Below are 17,165 nucleotides of genomic sequence, written 5' to 3'. Positions count from 1 at the left end.
TGCGGAGCACGACATCGGCGCGCATGCGGGTAGGCAGAATGTTCTCTCGGAGATTTGCGCGATGATGCTCACGCCACAGCCTGTCCGCGACCTCGCGCGCGTCGCTTGGCGGCAGATCCCTGTAGTGGTGGAAATATGAGGCAGGCTGTTGGAAAGCGGTCCCGCTTCTTTCCTTGCATCTCTCCGGACTATATGTAATGTTATAACATTACAAGAGGGTTGCAGCGAGCTGGCCGATGGTATTTCGCATCACGTTGCTAAGGCGGTCTACGGATTGTGGGCCGACAAAATGCCCGACCACGTCGCGGCGGCCTAACGGCGCGCGTCACCCTGGGGAGATCTCGACCGGTTCTGCGCCGCTATCTAGGTCGCGCAGAGTGGAGCCGCTGCATTACCTGCTCGATAGCGACACGAAGCCAGCCATCCGCGGATGGGCGGTCCCAACGCTATGGCGCAAAAGCGCCGCTACCCGCGAACTGCGAAGGAAATAAATGCCATGCCCGATGCTGCGACACAGATTCCCGTCACGGTTCTGACCGGTTATCTCGGGTCTGGGAAGACGACGTTGCTAAACCGCATTCTCTCCGAGACGCATGGCAAGCGGTTTGCGGTGATCGTGAACGAATTCGGAGAAATCGGTATCGACAACGATCTCATCGTCGACGCGGACGAAGAGGTGTTCGAGATGAACAACGGCTGCATCTGCTGCACGGTTCGCGGCGACCTTATTCGCATCATCGCGGGGCTGATGCAGCGCAGCCGCGGTTTCGACGGCATTGTCGTAGAGACTACCGGACTCGCAGATCCCGCGCCGGTGGCGCAGACGTTCTTTGTCGATGAGGACGTCCGTCGCAAGACGAAGCTCGACGCCATCATCACCGTCACGGATGCCAAGCATCTCCTCGAACAGATCAACCGGGCCCCGGAAGCGCAGGAACAAATCGCGTTCGCCGACGTCGTTCTCGTCAACAAGGTCGATCTTGTCGATGAGGGCAGCCTCGCAACGATCGAACGTCGTATCCGAAACATCAATCCATATGCGACGATTCACAGAACGGAGCGCTGTGGTATCGAGCTCGCCAAGGTATTGGGGCGAGATGCCTTTAATCTCGAGCGCATCCTCGAAGTCGAGCCGGGATTTCTCGCGGAAGAACACGACCACGAACACGACGACAGCATCGGTAGCCTGTCCCTGGTCGCGGATCGACCGATGAAACCCAACAGGTTCGTGTCATGGATTCAAGATGTCACCCAACGCCACGGGACGGACATCCTGCGCATGAAGGGCATCGCATCCATAGAGGATGACGATCGGCAGTTTGTCGTTCAGAGCGTCCACATGCTCATTGAGGGCGGAAGTCAGCGTCCCTGGAAGCAGCACGAGGCGCGCCAGACACGGCTTGTCTTCATCGGGCGCGACCTGCCAAAGGACCTGCTAAGGCAGGGGTTTGAGGCTTGCTGTGCCTGAGGGAACTGAGATGGGCGAGATCGCAGGATTTGTTCCGAAATCGGAGCTCGAGCGGATTCGCTTAATTCGAGAAGCGCGCGCGATATATGACAGCATCTTTCCTCCGACCGATCGACCCGGCAAGGATGACGCAACCAGGCTGAAGGAGCCCGCTCCCTCGAACGGAAACGTCCGGATGACGGGGCGCTCGTAGCCCCTCGATCGCCATATTTTCCTTGTCCATTGCAGGGTGATCGCTAATGCAAGGCGGCCATTGCGCGCGTTCGGCTGGTGGCGGTAGTGTCGGGGCTTCAGACGTCAGAAGGGGAACGGCTCCTTGGCAGGCGCGAAAATGATGTTGGCACGGGCCTTCGCCCGGAGATGCGGAGCCTATCTCGCGCTGGCGGCGCTGACGCTGCAGCTCGCGCTGTCATTCGCGCATGTCCACAAGCATGATCTCGTCTTTTCAGGGTTCGACCGCACCGATGTCGTGAGCGTCGCGCACGGTCGACCAGGACTGCAAGTCGCGGAGCAGCTTCCGGCACGGCTGGCCGATGACGATGATCACTGCCCGATCTGCTTCTCGGGCTTCCTGCTGTCGAACTCTTCGCTGCCGGATGCACCGGCACATCCGCGTTCGCTACAATTCCCCGAGATTGACCTTGCGTTCAATCCAGTTTCCGATCGGGTGTTTCAACCGCGTCACGCGGCATTCCTGTCACGGGCGCCCCCGGCCGCCTGACGCCTTACCGCCACTTCCCTGCTTGCCGCAGGACATGTCTTGCGTAGCTCGACACAAGACGCATGCGTCACCTGGTGCGCTATCACGCTCCGAGCGCTTTCAAAACCACCGTCCCCGCTTCTTGTGGGTGCTCACATCTCCCGATTCGGCGCGCAAATCATGATGAAACCGACGTATTTGTCCTGCGCGACCCTCTTGCTGTGGTTATTTATGAACCGCGCGGAGGCGCATCCCCATGTCTGGGTCACGTTCCACAGCGAAGTGCTCTACGCCGCCGATGGCACCATGAGGGGCGTCCGCCACGCCTGGACTTTCGACGACATGTTTTCAGCCTATGCGCTGCAAGGCATCTCCCACGCCAAAAAGGGCCAGTACACCCGGGAGGAACTGGCCCCGCTCGCCCAGACCAACGTGGAATCACTGAAGGAGTATGACTACTTCACCTATGCGCGCGCCGACGGCAAGAAGCTGAAATTCGCGGACGCGGTCGACTATTGGCTCGAATACAAGAACGCCGCCCTCACCTTGCATTTCACCCTGCCGTTGAAATCCGCCGCCGCTGCCAAGTCCATGCAGATCCAGATCTACGACCCCTCGATCTTCGTGGATTTCGAATTCGCCAAGGACAAGCCGGTCTCCCTGAGCGGCGCGCCGCAATGTCTCCTGACCTACGATCTGCCGCACCAGCCGACGCCGGCCGAGCAGGCGCGGCTCAGCCAGCTCGACGCCGTGCCGCTCGATCCCTCCAGCACCTATGGAGAAATCTTCGCCAACAAGATCCTGGTGAAATGCCCATGACCAGATCGCGTGCTGCCGCCTTGACCGCCCTGGCGGCGATCCTCATCGCCTGCACGATCGGTATCGTGTCGGCCTGGAGCGCGCCGTTTGGCGCGCCCCATCCCGCAGTCGGTATGTCCGCATCGGGGCTCACAGGCTGGATTTTTGCCGAACAGGCCGCCTTCTACCGTTCGCTGTCGGGCTTCATCCGGGCGAGCAAAGAGGATGGGGCCGCAATGTGGGAATTGTTCGGCATCTCCTTTGTCTACGGCATTTTCCACGCCGTCGGACCGGGGCATGGCAAAGCCGTGATCTCGTCCTACGTCGTCGCCAATGAAGAGACCTGGCGCCGTGGCGTGGTGCTGTCATTTGCGTCCGCGGGCATCCAATCCGTCGTTGCTATTATCGTCGTGGCCATCGCCGCGGTTCTGCTTGGCGCAACCGCCAAGGCGATCGGAGTGACCGTCCATCTCGTCGAGATCATAAGCTATGCTCTCGTCATTCTGATCGGCCTGCGGCTTCTCTATGTCAAAGGCCGCGGCTTCCTGATCGCTTGCCGCGAACTAACCTGGCGCAAGCCGCCCGACCTCGCTTTTGCTTCGGCTCCAGGTGCTGCAACTTTGAGTGCGAAAACCTTTCAGTTGCCGGACCGGCGGTTCGGCGCGATGGCCATGCGTGGCGGGCAATGCCAGATCGACGGATGCACAGCTCACGCGCACGGCTTCCATTGCCGTGACGATCATGACCACCATGAATCGGCCTGGGGCCACGCCCATGGGCCTGAGCCGGCCATGCTCGCCGGCGCCGGCGGCTGGCGGCGGGGGCTGGCCGCAGTGGTCGCGGTCGGATTGCGGCCCTGCTCCGGCGCGGTCATCGTCCTGATCTTCGCGCTGGCCCAGGACCTGTTCTGGACCGGAGTTGGTGCGACGCTGATCATGGGATTGGGCACGGCTGTGACGGTCGCGGCAATCGCAACCGTCGCGGTCAGCGCGCGCGGACTCGCAAGTCGCATCGCCCGAACGCGCGCGGGGCTCGGAATACTCACGATGCGAGCGATCGAGGTCGGCTCCGCAGCGCTTATCGTGGCGTTTGGTATCCTGCTGCTGGCGGGTTACATCGCCAGCGAGCAACTCTGGATGTTCACCGGGTAGGCTTGATGCCATTGTCCAAATCGGACCTGCCCTGGGAGCTGGCCTCTCACCTTAATTTAATTCCGCAACGTCGAGGGCGTTGACGGCTTCGGCTTCTTCAATTTCCGGCGCGATCGGGAACCCCAAACTGGCTACAGGCCTGCAATGCACTCCCGCAGAATTTGACAGAGCCAGCGTTGGGCAACGATATCGCCGCTGTGCTCTTGCCACCGCAGCATGATTTCGAGTTTGCGCACAGTGAAGGGAAGATCGAAAACCCGGATGGCGTGCCCCGCGGCAAACCTGTGGGCAATACGCGAGGGAGCCGAGAGCAAGAGATCTGTGGTCGCGATAACCTCCGCCAGCACGCTGAAATGCGGCACGCAAAGCGCGATCCTGCGGGTGTAACCGAGCTCTTGCAGTCGCTCCTCGACCAGACTGTGGCCGCTTTCCGGAGCGACCAGAACGTGCCGTTCGTCAAGATACTGCCGCATCGTCAATTCTGACGTGAGCCTGGGATGCCGACTGCTGGCGACGCACACATAGTGGTCGGTGAATATCACTTCCCCGACTGAGGCCGTCGGGACATAGCCTCGGTTGGAGAGAGCCGCGTCAATTTTGCCTGAGCTCAGCCACTCCGCGAGTTTGGTGACGTCTACGGCAACAATATCAATCCCGACATCCGGCGCGATCTTCTGGAGCGCTGCCATGATAGGGGGAAGAAAGGATATCTCGCCGATGTCGGACATCGCCAGGCGAAACCGCCGGCTCGAGAGATGAGGATCGAATTTGCGCGTACTTTCAATCGTCCCCTCGATCTCCGAGACGGCCTTGCGAAACTTATCGTAGAGCTGCGTAGCAAAAAAGTGGGCACCACGCCTTCCCGGGTCCTCGTGAACAGTGGTTCGCCGAGCAGGTCCCTCAGGCGCTTCAGCGTGTAACTGACGGAGGGCTGGCTGACATGCAGCCGGTCGGCGGCGGCGCTGATGCTGCCGGTTTCATAAATCGCGACAAACGCGCGGATGAGATTGAGGTCGATCACGGCCCATATAAAGGAGTTCTATATCTGGATCGAACATCTTTCGATTGGATTTATGACCGATCTTCCCCCATTTTTCAATCAGAACAACGCCGTTGGGCGAATTTCATAAGCGGATCCGCTCCTGACGGGTGGGCCGCGGAGCAAGTGGAATAGCTTTCCGACACCTGGCCCTGCTCCCGAGCGCCCTTGCGAACCAGCAACTGGCCGCGAGACGTAATCCCCGATTCCGGGGAGGAAAGATCGTGCGCCCAAAAAGGCGAATACGATGAAGACGATCGGCTCCCTTCTGATTGACCGTCTGATCTCCTTGGGCGTCTCGCGCATTTGCGGCGTTCCGGGGGACTACAACCTCGAGTTCCTCAAGTTGCTTGCCGTCTATGAGATCGGCTGGGTACTGCAGATCTGCTGGCAAGAGAAGCGCCCGGCTCAGGCGATCAGGCAGCCAGTCCTCGTCAATCTCCGCCCCGCCGTCGCAACCAAAAATGCGCTGGCTAGAGCGCTTTCCACTTGATATGGGTCACTACGCGTATCCGGCATGTCGAAAGTAGTTCGCGCACTGCTCGGGTGCAAATGTCTTGATGAGCCTGACATGAGCGACGCTGTTCGATCAGCTCGTCGGCGGTCGCGAGTAGCGTCGGCGGCATGCCGCTCAAGCCCAGCCCAGTTCCTTCAGTGCCATACCGGAATGCCATATCTTCGTCATGTGGCTGATCTTGTCGTCGGTGAATTGCATCACGTAGACGTAGTCCGAAGTCACCTTTTTACCGGTCGGCTCACACGGACCGCCGGGACCGGTATGAGTGCCTGAAAAGACGGCATAGGCAGCGACGTTGTCTCGTTGGGTATCGGTGGCAAAGGATTTCACCTCGTAGCTGCCGTCCGGCATGATCGTCATTAGCCTTTTCATCCAATCAGTGTATTCTGCAAGAGTTTTAATACCTGCAAGCGGTTCGGCCTGAGCGGCGAAGGTCGCGTTCGGAGCACAGTAAGTCTTGCAGACTTCCCAACCCTTTCCAGTCTCGCAAGCGGCGAAGAAATCGTTGGCGATTGCGGTGATCGACGCCATGGGTGGTTCCTCCTGTCTGTTTTTTTGAAGATCTCTTTTTAGCACTTCCGCAAAGCTCGGGCCATCACACTGCTTGCTGCTCAGGCTGGGGAGCGGCCCAATGCCCTTGACCGGGATTCCCCACCCGAGGTCAACTCAGGGTCAATCGCGTCGTTTTGACTGCTCGCCGATCACTTCCGGTCCACCCCGCAGAACGGACATCGTCAGAGCCGGTCGACATGTCTCAAAGGTGCCACAACCCGACTCATGCAGTGCAGCAAACAGCACCCTCACTCGATCCCTCGTCGATATAAGATCACTCATTGCCACTCCCGTCATCAGTGAGCGTTGAGCGCATGGCGTGGACGGCAATTGCCGCTATGAGAGCCGTAACAAAGAGCCCGAAAAAGCCAATTCCGATCGCAAGTGCGCGCGTCAACGCCTGCCTCGGGACGAGATCACCGTAACCAATCGTGAGGCCGGTAATGAAAGTGAAATAGACCGCATCCCCGAGAGACCAGCCCTCAACAAAACCAGTCAGCAAGCCCAGGGCAAGCTGAATCGCCAGAATTGCCGACAACACCGGCCACGTCACGTGAATGGCATGGCCGAGCGCCACGAAAAAGCGCCGCCGCAGCGTTTGCGGTGCCGGCCGGTTCATGTCGTGACGAGCTCCGTAAACGGAGCGCATCTAGTTTTGCGAAATTGAGCCCTCACCAGTAGCGTTCGTGGCCTGCCGAACGAGGTCACCCTGATCGACACTGACGCTCTTCCACCCTTCCGCGATCGGCAGACAATTCTCGATTTTGCCATCGCACCCCGCCGAACTACGCTCGCTGGTGATCAGTAGACCACGCACTACATTGCGGAACTTTTAAACCGGAACCCGCCTGATGAGACATCATCCGGTGGCGGCACCTTGACCCAAAAATTACCGGTTTTGGCCTTGTCATATCCGTACTGATAAAGAGAACGCATGTAGCTCGTTTCAAAGCCGGAGGAGCCTGACGACGGAAAGCCCTTGTCGATGTAGGTCAGATTGAATCCGAAATTGTTGCGGCGAGCGAAGTCAAAAGTCTCATAGAGAATAGAGCGGGTTTGCGTCTTCGTGACGGAAGCCGAAGCCCGCGCGGCGATGTCGATCGTGCTGTTCGGCACCAGTTGGAAATCTCGCTCAACCTTGTTGTTGATCAAGATGTAAATGCTTATACGCGCACCTCGGACGAACGCCCCGTTTCGCAAAATAAATGCTTCCGGCAACGTCAGCACCGGTGCCGTCACTCCACCGTCTACATGCATCTCCTGGAAGTGATTTCCGTTCGCTTCCGCGTCAATCATCATCGGCGGGAAAACCACCGGGATACTTGCGGATGCAGCCATGACATCGCGGAACAAGCTTAGCGCCTGGGGTGTCCTGATTTCAGCAATGCGACCCATGTCCCACACCGCCGTGCGTTGGGTGTCGAGATCAGTCGTCACGATGAGAAGATCCCTGCCCTTGGCGTGTTCCTCTGCAATTGCCGCGAGCATATTCTGGTCGACATAGCGGGCCACCAACTCGCGAAGTCGCGTGTTTCCAAACAGGCCCGATCCGAAAAGCGCGTTCAAGATGCTTGGCGTATCCAGGAGGCTTTCAGCGATACCGCTGGTGTATACTTCCCGCAATGTAGCGTCGTAGGCTGGGCCCAGAAATGCAAATGGCGCGATCAACCCACCCGTGCTTACACCCGAAACGACTGTAAACTTTGGGCGCGTACCTGCCGTGGTCCAACCATTCAGCACACCCGCGCCATAAGCACCGTCGGCCCCGCCTCCCGACAAGGCAAGATAGCTGACAGGACCGGCACGTAAACTTACAGGTGGTTCCTTGAGGAACGTTGCGGCCGGCTCATCGGTATATCTGCGCAGTTCACTGGCGTTCAACACCCGCGCGGACGCAGCATCGGATGCCGTGTAGGATGCTCTGGGAAGAGAACTGCAGCCAGCAAGAGAAAACAATCCCGTCGAAATAGCGAATGACAGGACGAGCAACTGACGAAAGGAACGCATGACCTGTACCCGACTCTTCTCAACAACGCAGATTTGCTAGGCAAGGCTTTCGGCGTATTTTAAAGCGGCATTGGCGGTGTTGTTCACGAGTTACCTCCGCTTTCCACCAGTGACTGGCTTCATTTGCCGCGCTCCTCGTTCAACGGTTCCCGGCTGGCCTACCTTGACGCGGCCAAGTAATTTCATCGGGTCGTTCTCGAGCGAACTCACCGATACACGTCATCATGGCAGATACACTCGTGACGGAACCCGCGCTTGTAGCGAAACGTCACCGTTTGTAGCTCCATGCCCCCCGGGAACCGAATCCCGCGCGCCAAGTCAGCTTTGCCCCCAAGAACCGACATGGTCGACCGAACCTGTCAGGTCCGCTAAGTGCCGCCAGGATCGGAACTTCGTCGCCGGATGGCCTTATCAATGAAGCTCGCCGAGCAACGCCTTGGCCTTTCGAAGGTCGTTTGTGTCAAAACCTTCGGTGAACCAATCGTAGATGGCGGCGAGAAGGTCACGTGCCGTTTGCCGTTTTCCCTGATCGCTCAAGAGCCGCGCCAGGCTCATGGCCGCGCGCAATTCCCACGACTTTGCCTGCTGTGCTCGCGCAACGGTCAGGTGCTCGAAATACGCTTGCGCTTTCGCCACGTCTCGCTGCGGCGACTTGAGCGCGATTTCGCCGGCAACGCGATGAGCCTCAGCCTCGCACCACCTTTCCTTGGTTGCGTGAATCGCCGGCTTGCTTTGTCGATGCAGCGCCAGGCATCATCGAATTGGCCCGAATCTGCATGGGCGATCGCCAACATGAACTCGTGCTCCGGTGCAAATATCGTCGACCCGGCCGACCGCCATAAATCAATACCCGCCATGACGGTCTCGACTGCTTTCGCGGCTCTCGTGAGGGTTAGGATATAGCCCCGGCGTAACACGCCTTCCGCTTTTCGGAACGGGGCACCTTTCTCCTCTGCTAACACGACGAGCTCCTTGAGACGCTCGTTTGCCGCGTGGTAATTCCCGCAGTAGGTATTAACAAGAATCGGGAAATTCAGCGTAAACATCAAAGTGGCAGCATGCTCAATCTGGCGCGCTTCCATGAGCGCGCAGTCTGCATCGTTGAGCGCAGCCTCAGGATAACCGAGCAGCCACGAGGCCATTGACCGAAAGGCCAAGCACGTTACGCGGAGGTCCTGGCCAAATCGCGTCATCAATCGCCGGTGCTCGGCGGGGCGGTAAAGGGCGAGGGCTTCATTGTACTGCGCTTGAGAGCCTCAACGAGGTCCCCCATAAACGCGAGCGTACTCGCCATGGTGCGGTGTCCAATCATGAGCGGTACCGCCGCTCCCTCCTTCTCGCCAAGCGCCAGAAACCGCGCTGCGAGCTCTCGCGCAACGTCACCATTGAAGTTTATGAAATTGACGATCCACTGGCCAAAGAGGGCTGAGAGCAGCAACGAAGGGTCATCGGGAGGTTCTCCAAGCCGTTCCGCTTGCTCTATCAACGCTCTCACCTGAGCTACGGCAGCCTTCGTTTCGGGCGCGCCATATCCTTTGACATGCATGAGCGTGTTCAGGAGCGCGACTTGTAAAATGATCTGCTCGCGCCGCAGGTCGGACGTGCTGGGCAAGGTTGTGATTTGCGCTAGCGCTTGGCCAAGTTGTTCTGCGGCTTCGACCAGCGCCGAACGCTCCTGTGACCGCTGTCCCGCCTTGCCCCACAGGCGCGCTGACTTCTCAACCAGGTCGGCCTTTGTGTAGTGACGCGCCAGCAGCTCGGGCTGGCTCTCGGCGATTTCTGCGAACTGACTTTCGAGGATTTCGGCGATGCGCGCATGCAGCACGCGCCTTGGCTCCCGCAGCAGCGTACTGTACGCTGCGTCCTGCACCAGCGCATGCTTGAACAGGTAGCTCGCATTTGGCGGGATGCCTTGTCGAAACAACAAACCCGCCGCAATGAGCCGGTCGAGGTCGGAGTCCAGTTCTGCTTTCGCACGAGCGCAGCCAGCAACATGTGGGGAAATTCCCGGCCGATCGCCGCGCCGACCTGCGCCACGTCCTTCGCCGGGCCGAGCCGATCGAGCCGCGACATCAGCGAGGCCTGCAGGCTCGCCGGAACCGCCACGGCGGGCGTTGGTGCCCCTGCGAAGGCCCGCTGCGCATCACTCTCACCCTCCGCGTCCAGCACCGCCTTGGTCATCTCCTCGGCGAACAGTGGAATGCCGTCGGTGCGCTCGATGATGTTCTGGCGGATGTCCGCCGGCAACGATCGGTTACCGACGACTCCCTCGATTAGGAAATGGATGTCGCACGGCGCCAGCCGACTGAGGGTCAGCCCAGTCACGTGCGGTCGTCCGATCCAGGGCGGGCTGAATTCCGGCCTGAAAGTAACAAGTATCAAGAGCCGATGGCTCACGGCCAGGTCCACCGCCCGGGCGAACAATTCGAGGCTGGTCGGATCGGTCCAATGCGCATCTTCGAAAATCATCAGCACGGGATTGATCCGCGCCAGTGCCTCGATGTGCGAATCAAGAGCTTTCAGCGTTTTCTGACGACGGAGCTGCGGCTCAACTTCAACCGGAGGGTAGCGTCCATCGTTGGGCAGCGACAGCATTTCGGCAAACAGCGCCGCATCCTGGGGCGGCGTCGAGCTTTGCGCCAGCAGCGCGTCAAGCTTGTCCGTTTTCGCTTGCTGGCTGTCATCGTGAGCAAAGCCAGCGGCGCGCAGCATCTCGCCGATCACCGGATAGAGTGTGCTGTCGGTATGCTGCGGCGAGCAGAAGTACCGCAGGCGTATGTGCGGCTCGCGAGCAAGCTGTTCCAACAGCGCGACGGTGAGCCGTGATTTGCCGATCCCCGCTTCACCAGAAAGCAGCACCACCTGACCTTCGCCACTCTTGGCCCGCTCCCATCGGCGCAGAAGTAGCTCCATTTCTTCATCACGACCGATCAGCGGCAGCAAATCGCAGCTTTGGAGAGCGTGCGATCGGCTGGTCACGGCTGTCTTGCCTGCGACTCGCCAAGCAGCGACTGGCTCTACGAATCCCTTGATCTCGACTTTACCGAGATCGAGATACTCGAATTGCGGTCCCGCGATCGTCTTTGTGCGATCCGAGATAATAACGCCGCCGGGTTGTGCGAGCGATTGCAGTCGGGCGGCAAGATTCGGGGTGTCGCCGAGGATGCCATGCTCCTCGGAAATCGCGCTGTCCGACATATCGCCGACAAGCGCGACGCCCGTTGCAACACCGACGCGCGCGCTCAAGCTTTCCTTCGTGGGCAAGGCGGCGACCGCCTGCACTAATGCGAGGCTAGCTTGAACGGCGCGCTCCGCGTCGTCTTCGTGCGCCTGAGGATAGCCAAAATATACCACCGTACCGTCCCCAAGATGTCGCGCGACAAAGCCGTCGAAGCAGGCAACGGTTTCAGTAATGCAGCGCCGGTAGCCGGCGATGATTGCGCTGAAGTCTTCGGGATCGAGCCTCGCGGAGAGCGCAGTCGATCCGACCAGGTCACAAAACAGTACCGTAAGCTGTCGGCGCTCGATCGGGCGCGAGTCCCGTGCCGTCGGTACCACCGCGGGAGAATCCACGCGCAATTTGGTCCCGCAGTCGCCGCAAAACTTGCTTAGGGCTGGGTTTGCCGCGCCGCAGGCCAGACAGCGCCGCACTACGGCCGCTCCGCACTGCCCACAGAATTTCCTTTGCTTCGGGACTTCGGCTGCGCAATTCGTGCAGTGCATCCGGACCTCAACGGATATCAATAACGCCATTACAATGCGCCAGAAGTCGAGCGATCCATGTGATCTTGGTCACAACTCCGGGTGATCCGTCTCGATGTTCCGTTATAGCTCAATCGCGTCGAGTTTGACATCTCTCCGGCATGTCCGGTCTGGGAGCAATCTCGGAAATGGCGTTCGTCCGATTTGGGCACGGCGCAAGCGCGCCTTTGCTCATCCTGACGCACCGAGGCTGCGGCAAAATAACGCGACGGGCAAAATTCCGCTTAACCTGTCGGGCAAATCAGCGCTACCAGCTTGCCCCGTCCTTTCCCGGCAAGAGGGGCGTATCGCGATCGTCACGAATGCGGGAGGGGATGCGGTGGACGCGGCAGCGTCGGCGCGTGTGTGTTCGCAGGGCGAGTTCTCTCGTGAGCGGACAACAGCGCGCAAGACGACGGCGCCATAGCCCGGCGAGCCTTTTGGCGAAGACGGGTTGCTGCGTACGGCAAAACCGTGTGGTCCTGGCACCCGTTGCTGGTGTCAAGTCGGTGGAGAATTTTGCAGGCCCAACCGGGCTTGGCAAAATCGTTAATCCGCCGATGACGGTGACAAGACGAATTCGTCGCCGGGGAGAGCGCGGCATAAGCCGTAAAACCATTGCGCAGGGAATGCCGGGGTGCCTCCGCTGAACCTGTATGCTCGTGTGCGTTTCTTCGCACAATTTTGCACACGAGACCGCGGGTGCAGCGCGCCCCCGGCATTTCCTGCGCCCTCTTCTTTTGGGGCGAAAGCGACCCCGGGCGCTTCGCGCCGCGGGATCGGGAAAGCGTATCTGAGATTTGAGCACCGTCATTGCGAGGAGCGTAGCGACGAAGCAATCCACACTTTCGTTGCCGACAGATGGATTGCTTCGCTGCGCTCGCAATGACGTGGACAAGTCGGTGCCACCCCTACCGTCATCGCCCGGCTTGACCGGGCGATCCAGTATTCCAGAGATATCCATGTTAAAACCGAGAAGCCGCCACGTATTGGATGCCCCGCCTTCGGGGCATGACAGAGATAGATGACTTCACCCGATCTTCCTGCCGAACTGAAGGCCGCCCTCGACGCCAAACTCGAGGGCCTGTCGCGCAACGCGGCCGCAGGCCGCGCCGCTTCCATCTCGCAGACCTACCGCGATGGCGGCGGCTCCGGCGCGATCAGATCGGAAACCGACGCGCTGGCCTACGCGCTGGCGCGGATGCCGGCGACCTATGCCGCCGTCGTCGCCAGCCTGAACGCGCTCTGCGAGATCAGGCCGGACTTCGCGCCAACGAGCCTGCTCGATGTCGGCGCCGGGCCCGGGACCGCGAGCTGGGCCGCGGCGGAAGCGTTTTCATCGTTGCAAGATTTTACCTTGCTAGACGCCAACGACGCCCTGCGCGAACTGGCGTTGGACCTCACACGCAAGAGCGCGCGCCTGCGCCGCATCAACTACGAGCCGGGGCACGCTCGCTCCCTCCTCGCCCATGCCGATGCCGCCGACCTCGTCGTCGCCAGTTACATGATCGGCGAGGTCGGCGATGCCGAGCGAGCCATGCTTGCCGAGCTGATGTGGGCCAAAACCCGCGACACGCTGCTGGTCGTCGAGCCCGGCACCCCCGCCGGCTACGCGCGGATCATTGCGTTGCGCGAGCAGTTGATCGCCGACGGCGCTCATGTCGCAGCGCCCTGCCCACACGACGGAAAGTGTCCGCTTTCAACACCTGACTGGTGTCATTTCACCCAACGCCTCTCCCGCTCGCGCGCGCACATGCAGGTCAAGGGGGTTGAACTGCCGTTCGAGGACGAAAAATTCGCCTATGTCGCGCTGACCCGCGCACCGCCGGTACAGCGCCCGGCCCGGGTCCTGGCGCAACCTGATGTCACCAAGGTCGATGTGACGGCAAAGCTCTGCACGCCGGGCGGCCTCGCGATCGAAAAAGTGCCCCGCCGCGCCAAGGCAGATTACGCCCGCGCCCGCCGCTGGCGCTGGGGCAATGCGGTGATGGAGGAGCAAATATCCATCCCGGGTCGTCCCGGCGCAGGCCGGGATCCATAACCACCGGCGGTGATTGTTTGAAAAGGCGTCGGCTAACGTGCCCAAACGAGACTACACGGAGCATGGGTCCCGGCCCCCCGTGCGCAATTGCGCACTAGGCCGGGACAACGCGAGAGTACTTGAACTTATCCCGCCTAGCGGACGACCAAGCAATGCCCACCTTGCGGCGGGCTGCCGCATGCGCCGTTTTTCGTCTAGGCTGCCCCGCATTGTTTGTCCCATCAGGAGTTGTTTGTCATGTCGACCGGCTGGATCGTTCTCGGCGTCATCGTCATTGTCGTGCTGTTCGCATTCGGCGCGTATAATCGGCTCGTTGCGCTCGGCCAGCGCGTCAGCCAGGCCTTTGCCGATATCGACGTGCAGCTCAAGCAGCGCCACGATCTGATACCGAACCTGGTCGAGACCGTGAAGGGTTACGCGGCGCATGAGCGCGGCACGCTCGACGACGTGATCAAGGCCCGCGGCGCTGCGATGTCGGCGCAGGGGCCGGCGCAGGTCTCCGCCGCGGAAAACCAGCTGAGCGGCGCGCTCGGCCGGCTGATCGCGCTGTCCGAGGCCTATCCGGACCTCAAGGCCAACGCCAATTTCCAGCAGCTGGCGAGCGAGCTGTCCGATCTCGAAAACAAGATCGCCGCCAGCCGCCGCTTCTTCAACAATGCGGTCCAGGAATACAATACCGGCATCCAGCAGATGCCCGCCGCGCTGTTCGCCGGCATGTTCGGCTTCACCCGCAAGGATTTCTTCGATCTCGGCGCCAGCCGCACCGAAGTCGAGGCGGCGCCGACGGTGAAGTTCTAGAAAGAGTTCTGGTCGACATGCCACATCGCTCTCCTCGTCATTCCGGGGCGATGCAAAGCATCGAACCCGGAATCTCATCCCGCCGACTAACCTCGGGATTCCGGGTTCACGCCAGCCGAACTCGGGTTTACCCGAGTTCGGTAATATCAAAAGCCAAGTCGGCAACAGCCGACTTGGCTGGCGTGCCCCGGAATGACTGTGCTTAGCGAAAGCAGATCATGGCCGCGTACGGTCTCTACACGCACATCGCATCGAACAAGTTTCGTTCGATGGTGCTGCTCGCCGGTCTGTTCGTCCTGATCTATGTGCTGGTCTATGCCGGCGCGCTGATCGCGGAAGTCGTGATCAACAGCGATGCGTCGGTCGATTACTACCTGATGGCCGCCTTGCGCGACCTGATGACGGCGTTTCCCTATGCGACCGGCGCTGCCGCGCTGTGGATCGTGATCGCCTATTTCTTCCACCAGAACATGATCGACGCCGTCACCGGCGGCGAGGACGTGACGCGGCAGCAGCAGCCGCGGCTCTATAACCTGCTTGAAAACCTCTGCATTTCGCGCGGCATTCCGATGCCGAAGCTGAAGGTGATGGAAAGCCCGGCGCTGAACGCGTTCGCGACCGGGCTCAACCGGCGGCAATATGCCGTCACCGTCACCACGGGGCTGCTGAAGACGCTCAACGATCAGGAGATCGAGGCGGTGCTGGGCCATGAGCTGACCCATATCCGCAACGGCGACGTGCAGCTGATGGTGGTCGCGGTCATCATCGCCGGCGTGGTCGGGTTTTTCGGCGAACTGTTCTTCCGGACCTTCACCAATCTGTCGTGGAGTTCAGGCGGCGGCGGCTGGTCGTCGTCGTCCTCGTCGCGGTCATCCTCCTCGTCGTCCTCGGACAGCGACAGCAAGGGTTCGGGCGGAGGCGCGATCATTGTGGTGATCATCGCCGTCGCGCTGATCGTGCTGGCGTGGCTGCTGTCGCAAATTGTCAAACTCGCGCTGTCGCGGTCGCGCGAGCTTTTGGCCGACGCCGGCTCGGTCGAATTGACGAAAAACCCCGATGCCATGATCTCGGCGCTGCGCAAGATCGAGAATCGCGGCGAACTCCCCGGCGCGACCTCGGCGGTGATGGAACTCTGCGTCGACAATCCGCGCGAGGGGTTTGCCGACCTGTTCGCGACCCACCCCTCGGTACAGTCCCGGGTCGACGCACTGGTGAAATTCGCCGGCGGTCACGACCCCGGGCCGCTGGCCGTGCCCTCGGATGCCACCGGCGAGCCGGACGACCAGCCAGAGCAACCCGGCTCCGAAGGTCAGTCTCCACCGTCTCTGCCCCAGGGTCCCTGGGGCAGCACGACCGAGCCCGCCGGCGCCCCCGGCGCTGGGCCCGAAGGACCTTGGGGCCGGCATCGCTGAGAAGTTTTGGGGCGTTCCTACGCCCTTCCGGGCGTTAACGAATTCCGCATGAATAACCCCGCCGGGGGCTTAAGAAATTGAATATTCCCTTGTTTCTGCCATGTTCGCGCCCAAAGCAGGTATGGGGACTTGCCGATCGCTCCCGCGATCGGGGCGCTTAAGGGAATTCCATGGCAAAGCCGGTCGTGATTGTGGTGGGCGCGGACAAGGGCGGGGTCGGCAAGACCACGGTGTCGCGAACCCTGCTGGATTATTTCAGTGCCAACAACGTGCCCACCAGGGCGTTCGACACCGAGTCGCCGCGCGGCACGCTAATGCGTTTCCACCCCGACATCACCCAAATCGTCGATATGACGACGACGTCGGACCAGATGAAGATCTTCGATACGCTGAACGCCGCCAGCCCCTCCGTCACCGTGATCGACGTCCGCGCCGGACTGCTGTCGCCGGCGCTGGCCTCGCTCCGCGACATCGGCTTTCTCGACGCCGCCAAATCCGGCCAGATCACCTTTGCCGTGTTCCATATACTGGGCCCCTCGATCGCCTCGCTGGACGAGATCGCCGAGACCGCCAATTTCATGCAGGGCGCCAAATATTTCCTGGTGAAGAATTTCATCAACGACACCCAGTTCTTCCAGTGGGACCAGGCGACCTACAATTCCTATTTCCACCGCATCAAGGATGCGACCGAACTCACCATTCCGAAGCTCAACGAAATGGCCTATGAGCAGGTCGAGGTCTCCTCGGTGCCGTTCCTCAAATTCGTCGCCAACAAGGGCAAGGACGACGAGGCCGCGAACTATTCCTTCGTGCTGCGCGGCTATGTCCGGCACTGGCTCGCCAATGTCTGGAGCGAGTTCGACCGCATCAAGCTGACCGACCTGGTCGGCTCCGGTAAATCGGGCGCGCGCGGCGGCGAAAAATAATCGCTCAATGCCGTG

The 17,165-nt window shown here is 60.5% G+C and carries 17 protein-coding genes and 2 pseudogenes; 11 read left to right on the top strand and 8 right to left on the bottom strand.

The annotated features are described in order from the left end of the window. The first annotated feature begins 496 nt into the window (after positions 1-496). The 5 genes from V1289_RS34370 to V1289_RS34350 all read left to right on the top strand — a co-directional run bounded on the left by V1289_RS34370 (position 497) and on the right by V1289_RS34350 (position 4,117). Complete coding sequence (locus tag V1289_RS34370) at positions 497-1,468, top strand: CobW family GTP-binding protein (protein WP_334402753.1); 972 nt, start codon at positions 497-499, stop codon at positions 1,466-1,468. Positions 1,469-1,478: 10 nt separating this feature from the next. Then, a complete protein-coding gene (locus V1289_RS34365; RefSeq protein ID WP_334402751.1) occupies positions 1,479-1,661 on the top strand; it encodes a hypothetical protein in 183 nt (60 codons plus the stop codon). A 138-nt stretch (positions 1,662-1,799) separates the two neighbouring features. Then, the gene (locus V1289_RS34360) at positions 1,800-2,189 is read left to right on the top strand and encodes a hypothetical protein (protein ID WP_334402749.1); all 390 of its coding nucleotides are present in this window, start codon (positions 1,800-1,802) and stop codon (positions 2,187-2,189) included. A gap of 159 nt (positions 2,190-2,348) precedes the next feature. Further along, positions 2,349-2,987 carry a DUF1007 family protein gene (locus V1289_RS34355; protein ID WP_334402747.1) on the top strand — a complete coding sequence of 213 codons (639 nt, stop codon included), beginning with the start codon at positions 2,349-2,351 and terminating at the stop codon, positions 2,985-2,987. Beyond that, positions 2,984-4,117 carry a nickel/cobalt transporter gene (locus tag V1289_RS34350; RefSeq protein ID WP_334402745.1) on the top strand — a complete coding sequence of 378 codons (1,134 nt, stop codon included), beginning with the start codon at positions 2,984-2,986 and terminating at the stop codon, positions 4,115-4,117. The genes V1289_RS34355 and V1289_RS34350 overlap by 4 nt, the downstream gene beginning before the upstream one ends. Before the next feature lie 131 nt (positions 4,118-4,248). Here V1289_RS34350 and V1289_RS34345 read toward each other — a convergent pair whose 3' ends face one another. Together V1289_RS34345 and V1289_RS49950 are read right to left on the bottom strand one after the other, a co-directional pair. Further along, positions 4,249-4,902 (bottom strand): LysR substrate-binding domain-containing protein, encoded by a 654-nt coding sequence (locus V1289_RS34345; protein WP_334407793.1) that lies wholly within the window; start codon positions 4,900-4,902, stop codon positions 4,249-4,251. Positions 4,903-4,973: 71 nt separating this feature from the next. Continuing rightward, positions 4,974-5,138: pseudogene (locus tag V1289_RS49950) on the bottom strand (helix-turn-helix domain-containing protein); the annotation flags it as partial. Between the two features lie 265 nt (positions 5,139-5,403). Here V1289_RS49950 and V1289_RS34340 point away from each other — a divergent pair. Continuing rightward, positions 5,404-5,649 (top strand): hypothetical protein, encoded by a 246-nt coding sequence (locus tag V1289_RS34340; RefSeq protein WP_334402743.1) that lies wholly within the window; start codon positions 5,404-5,406, stop codon positions 5,647-5,649. Between the two features lie 138 nt (positions 5,650-5,787). On the opposite strand, the gene V1289_RS34335 is transcribed toward V1289_RS34340, so the two are convergent. The 3 genes from V1289_RS34335 to V1289_RS34325 form a co-directional block, all read right to left on the bottom strand. Beyond that, entirely contained in the window at positions 5,788-6,204 is a 417-nt protein-coding gene (locus V1289_RS34335) for an ester cyclase (RefSeq protein WP_334402741.1), read from the bottom strand. Between the two features lie 295 nt (positions 6,205-6,499). Continuing rightward, positions 6,500-6,844 carry a potassium channel family protein gene (locus V1289_RS34330; RefSeq protein WP_334402739.1) on the bottom strand — a complete coding sequence of 115 codons (345 nt, stop codon included), beginning with the start codon at positions 6,842-6,844 and terminating at the stop codon, positions 6,500-6,502. A 197-nt stretch (positions 6,845-7,041) separates the two neighbouring features. Beyond that, entirely contained in the window at positions 7,042-8,232 is a 1,191-nt protein-coding gene (locus tag V1289_RS34325) for a patatin-like phospholipase family protein (RefSeq protein ID WP_334402737.1), read from the bottom strand. 414 nt (positions 8,233-8,646) lie between these two features. Between V1289_RS34325 and V1289_RS34320 the strand changes: the two genes are divergently transcribed. Further along, the gene (locus tag V1289_RS34320; protein ID WP_334402735.1) at positions 8,647-9,135 is read left to right on the top strand and encodes a hypothetical protein; all 489 of its coding nucleotides are present in this window, start codon (positions 8,647-8,649) and stop codon (positions 9,133-9,135) included. 289 nt (positions 9,136-9,424) lie between these two features. On the opposite strand, the gene V1289_RS34315 is transcribed toward V1289_RS34320, so the two are convergent. The 3 genes and pseudogenes from V1289_RS34315 to V1289_RS49945 form a co-directional block, all read right to left on the bottom strand. Continuing rightward, positions 9,425-9,844 carry a hypothetical protein gene (locus V1289_RS34315; protein ID WP_334402733.1) on the bottom strand — a complete coding sequence of 140 codons (420 nt, stop codon included), beginning with the start codon at positions 9,842-9,844 and terminating at the stop codon, positions 9,425-9,427. 14 nt (positions 9,845-9,858) lie between these two features. Beyond that, a complete protein-coding gene (locus tag V1289_RS34310; protein WP_334407792.1) occupies positions 9,859-11,805 on the bottom strand; it encodes an AAA family ATPase in 1,947 nt (648 codons plus the stop codon). A 24-nt stretch (positions 11,806-11,829) separates the two neighbouring features. Beyond that, positions 11,830-11,955 (bottom strand): annotated as a pseudogene (locus tag V1289_RS49945) (double zinc ribbon domain-containing protein); the annotation flags it as partial. A gap of 1,042 nt (positions 11,956-12,997) precedes the next feature. Between V1289_RS49945 and V1289_RS34305 the strand changes: the two are divergent. The 4 genes from V1289_RS34305 (at position 12,998) to V1289_RS34290 (ending at position 17,150) form a co-directional block, all read left to right on the top strand. After that, entirely contained in the window at positions 12,998-14,014 is a 1,017-nt protein-coding gene (locus tag V1289_RS34305) for a small ribosomal subunit Rsm22 family protein (RefSeq protein ID WP_334402730.1), read from the top strand. A 237-nt stretch (positions 14,015-14,251) separates the two neighbouring features. Continuing rightward, positions 14,252-14,812: a LemA family protein gene (locus V1289_RS34300; RefSeq protein ID WP_334402729.1), complete on the top strand. Its 561-nt coding sequence runs from the start codon at positions 14,252-14,254 to the stop codon at positions 14,810-14,812. A gap of 218 nt (positions 14,813-15,030) precedes the next feature. Then, positions 15,031-16,224, top strand: a complete 1,194-nt coding sequence (locus V1289_RS34295; protein WP_334402727.1) for a M48 family metallopeptidase — start codon at positions 15,031-15,033, stop codon at positions 16,222-16,224. Between the two features lie 170 nt (positions 16,225-16,394). Further along, positions 16,395-17,150 (top strand): hypothetical protein, encoded by a 756-nt coding sequence (locus V1289_RS34290; RefSeq protein ID WP_334402725.1) that lies wholly within the window; start codon positions 16,395-16,397, stop codon positions 17,148-17,150. The last annotated feature ends 15 nt before the right edge of the window (positions 17,151-17,165 follow it).

This window comes from Bradyrhizobium sp. AZCC 2289, from assembly GCF_036924615.1.
GTDB lineage: Bacteria > Pseudomonadota > Alphaproteobacteria > Rhizobiales > Xanthobacteraceae > Bradyrhizobium.
This window is presented reverse-complemented; position numbering and strand designations above follow the sequence as displayed.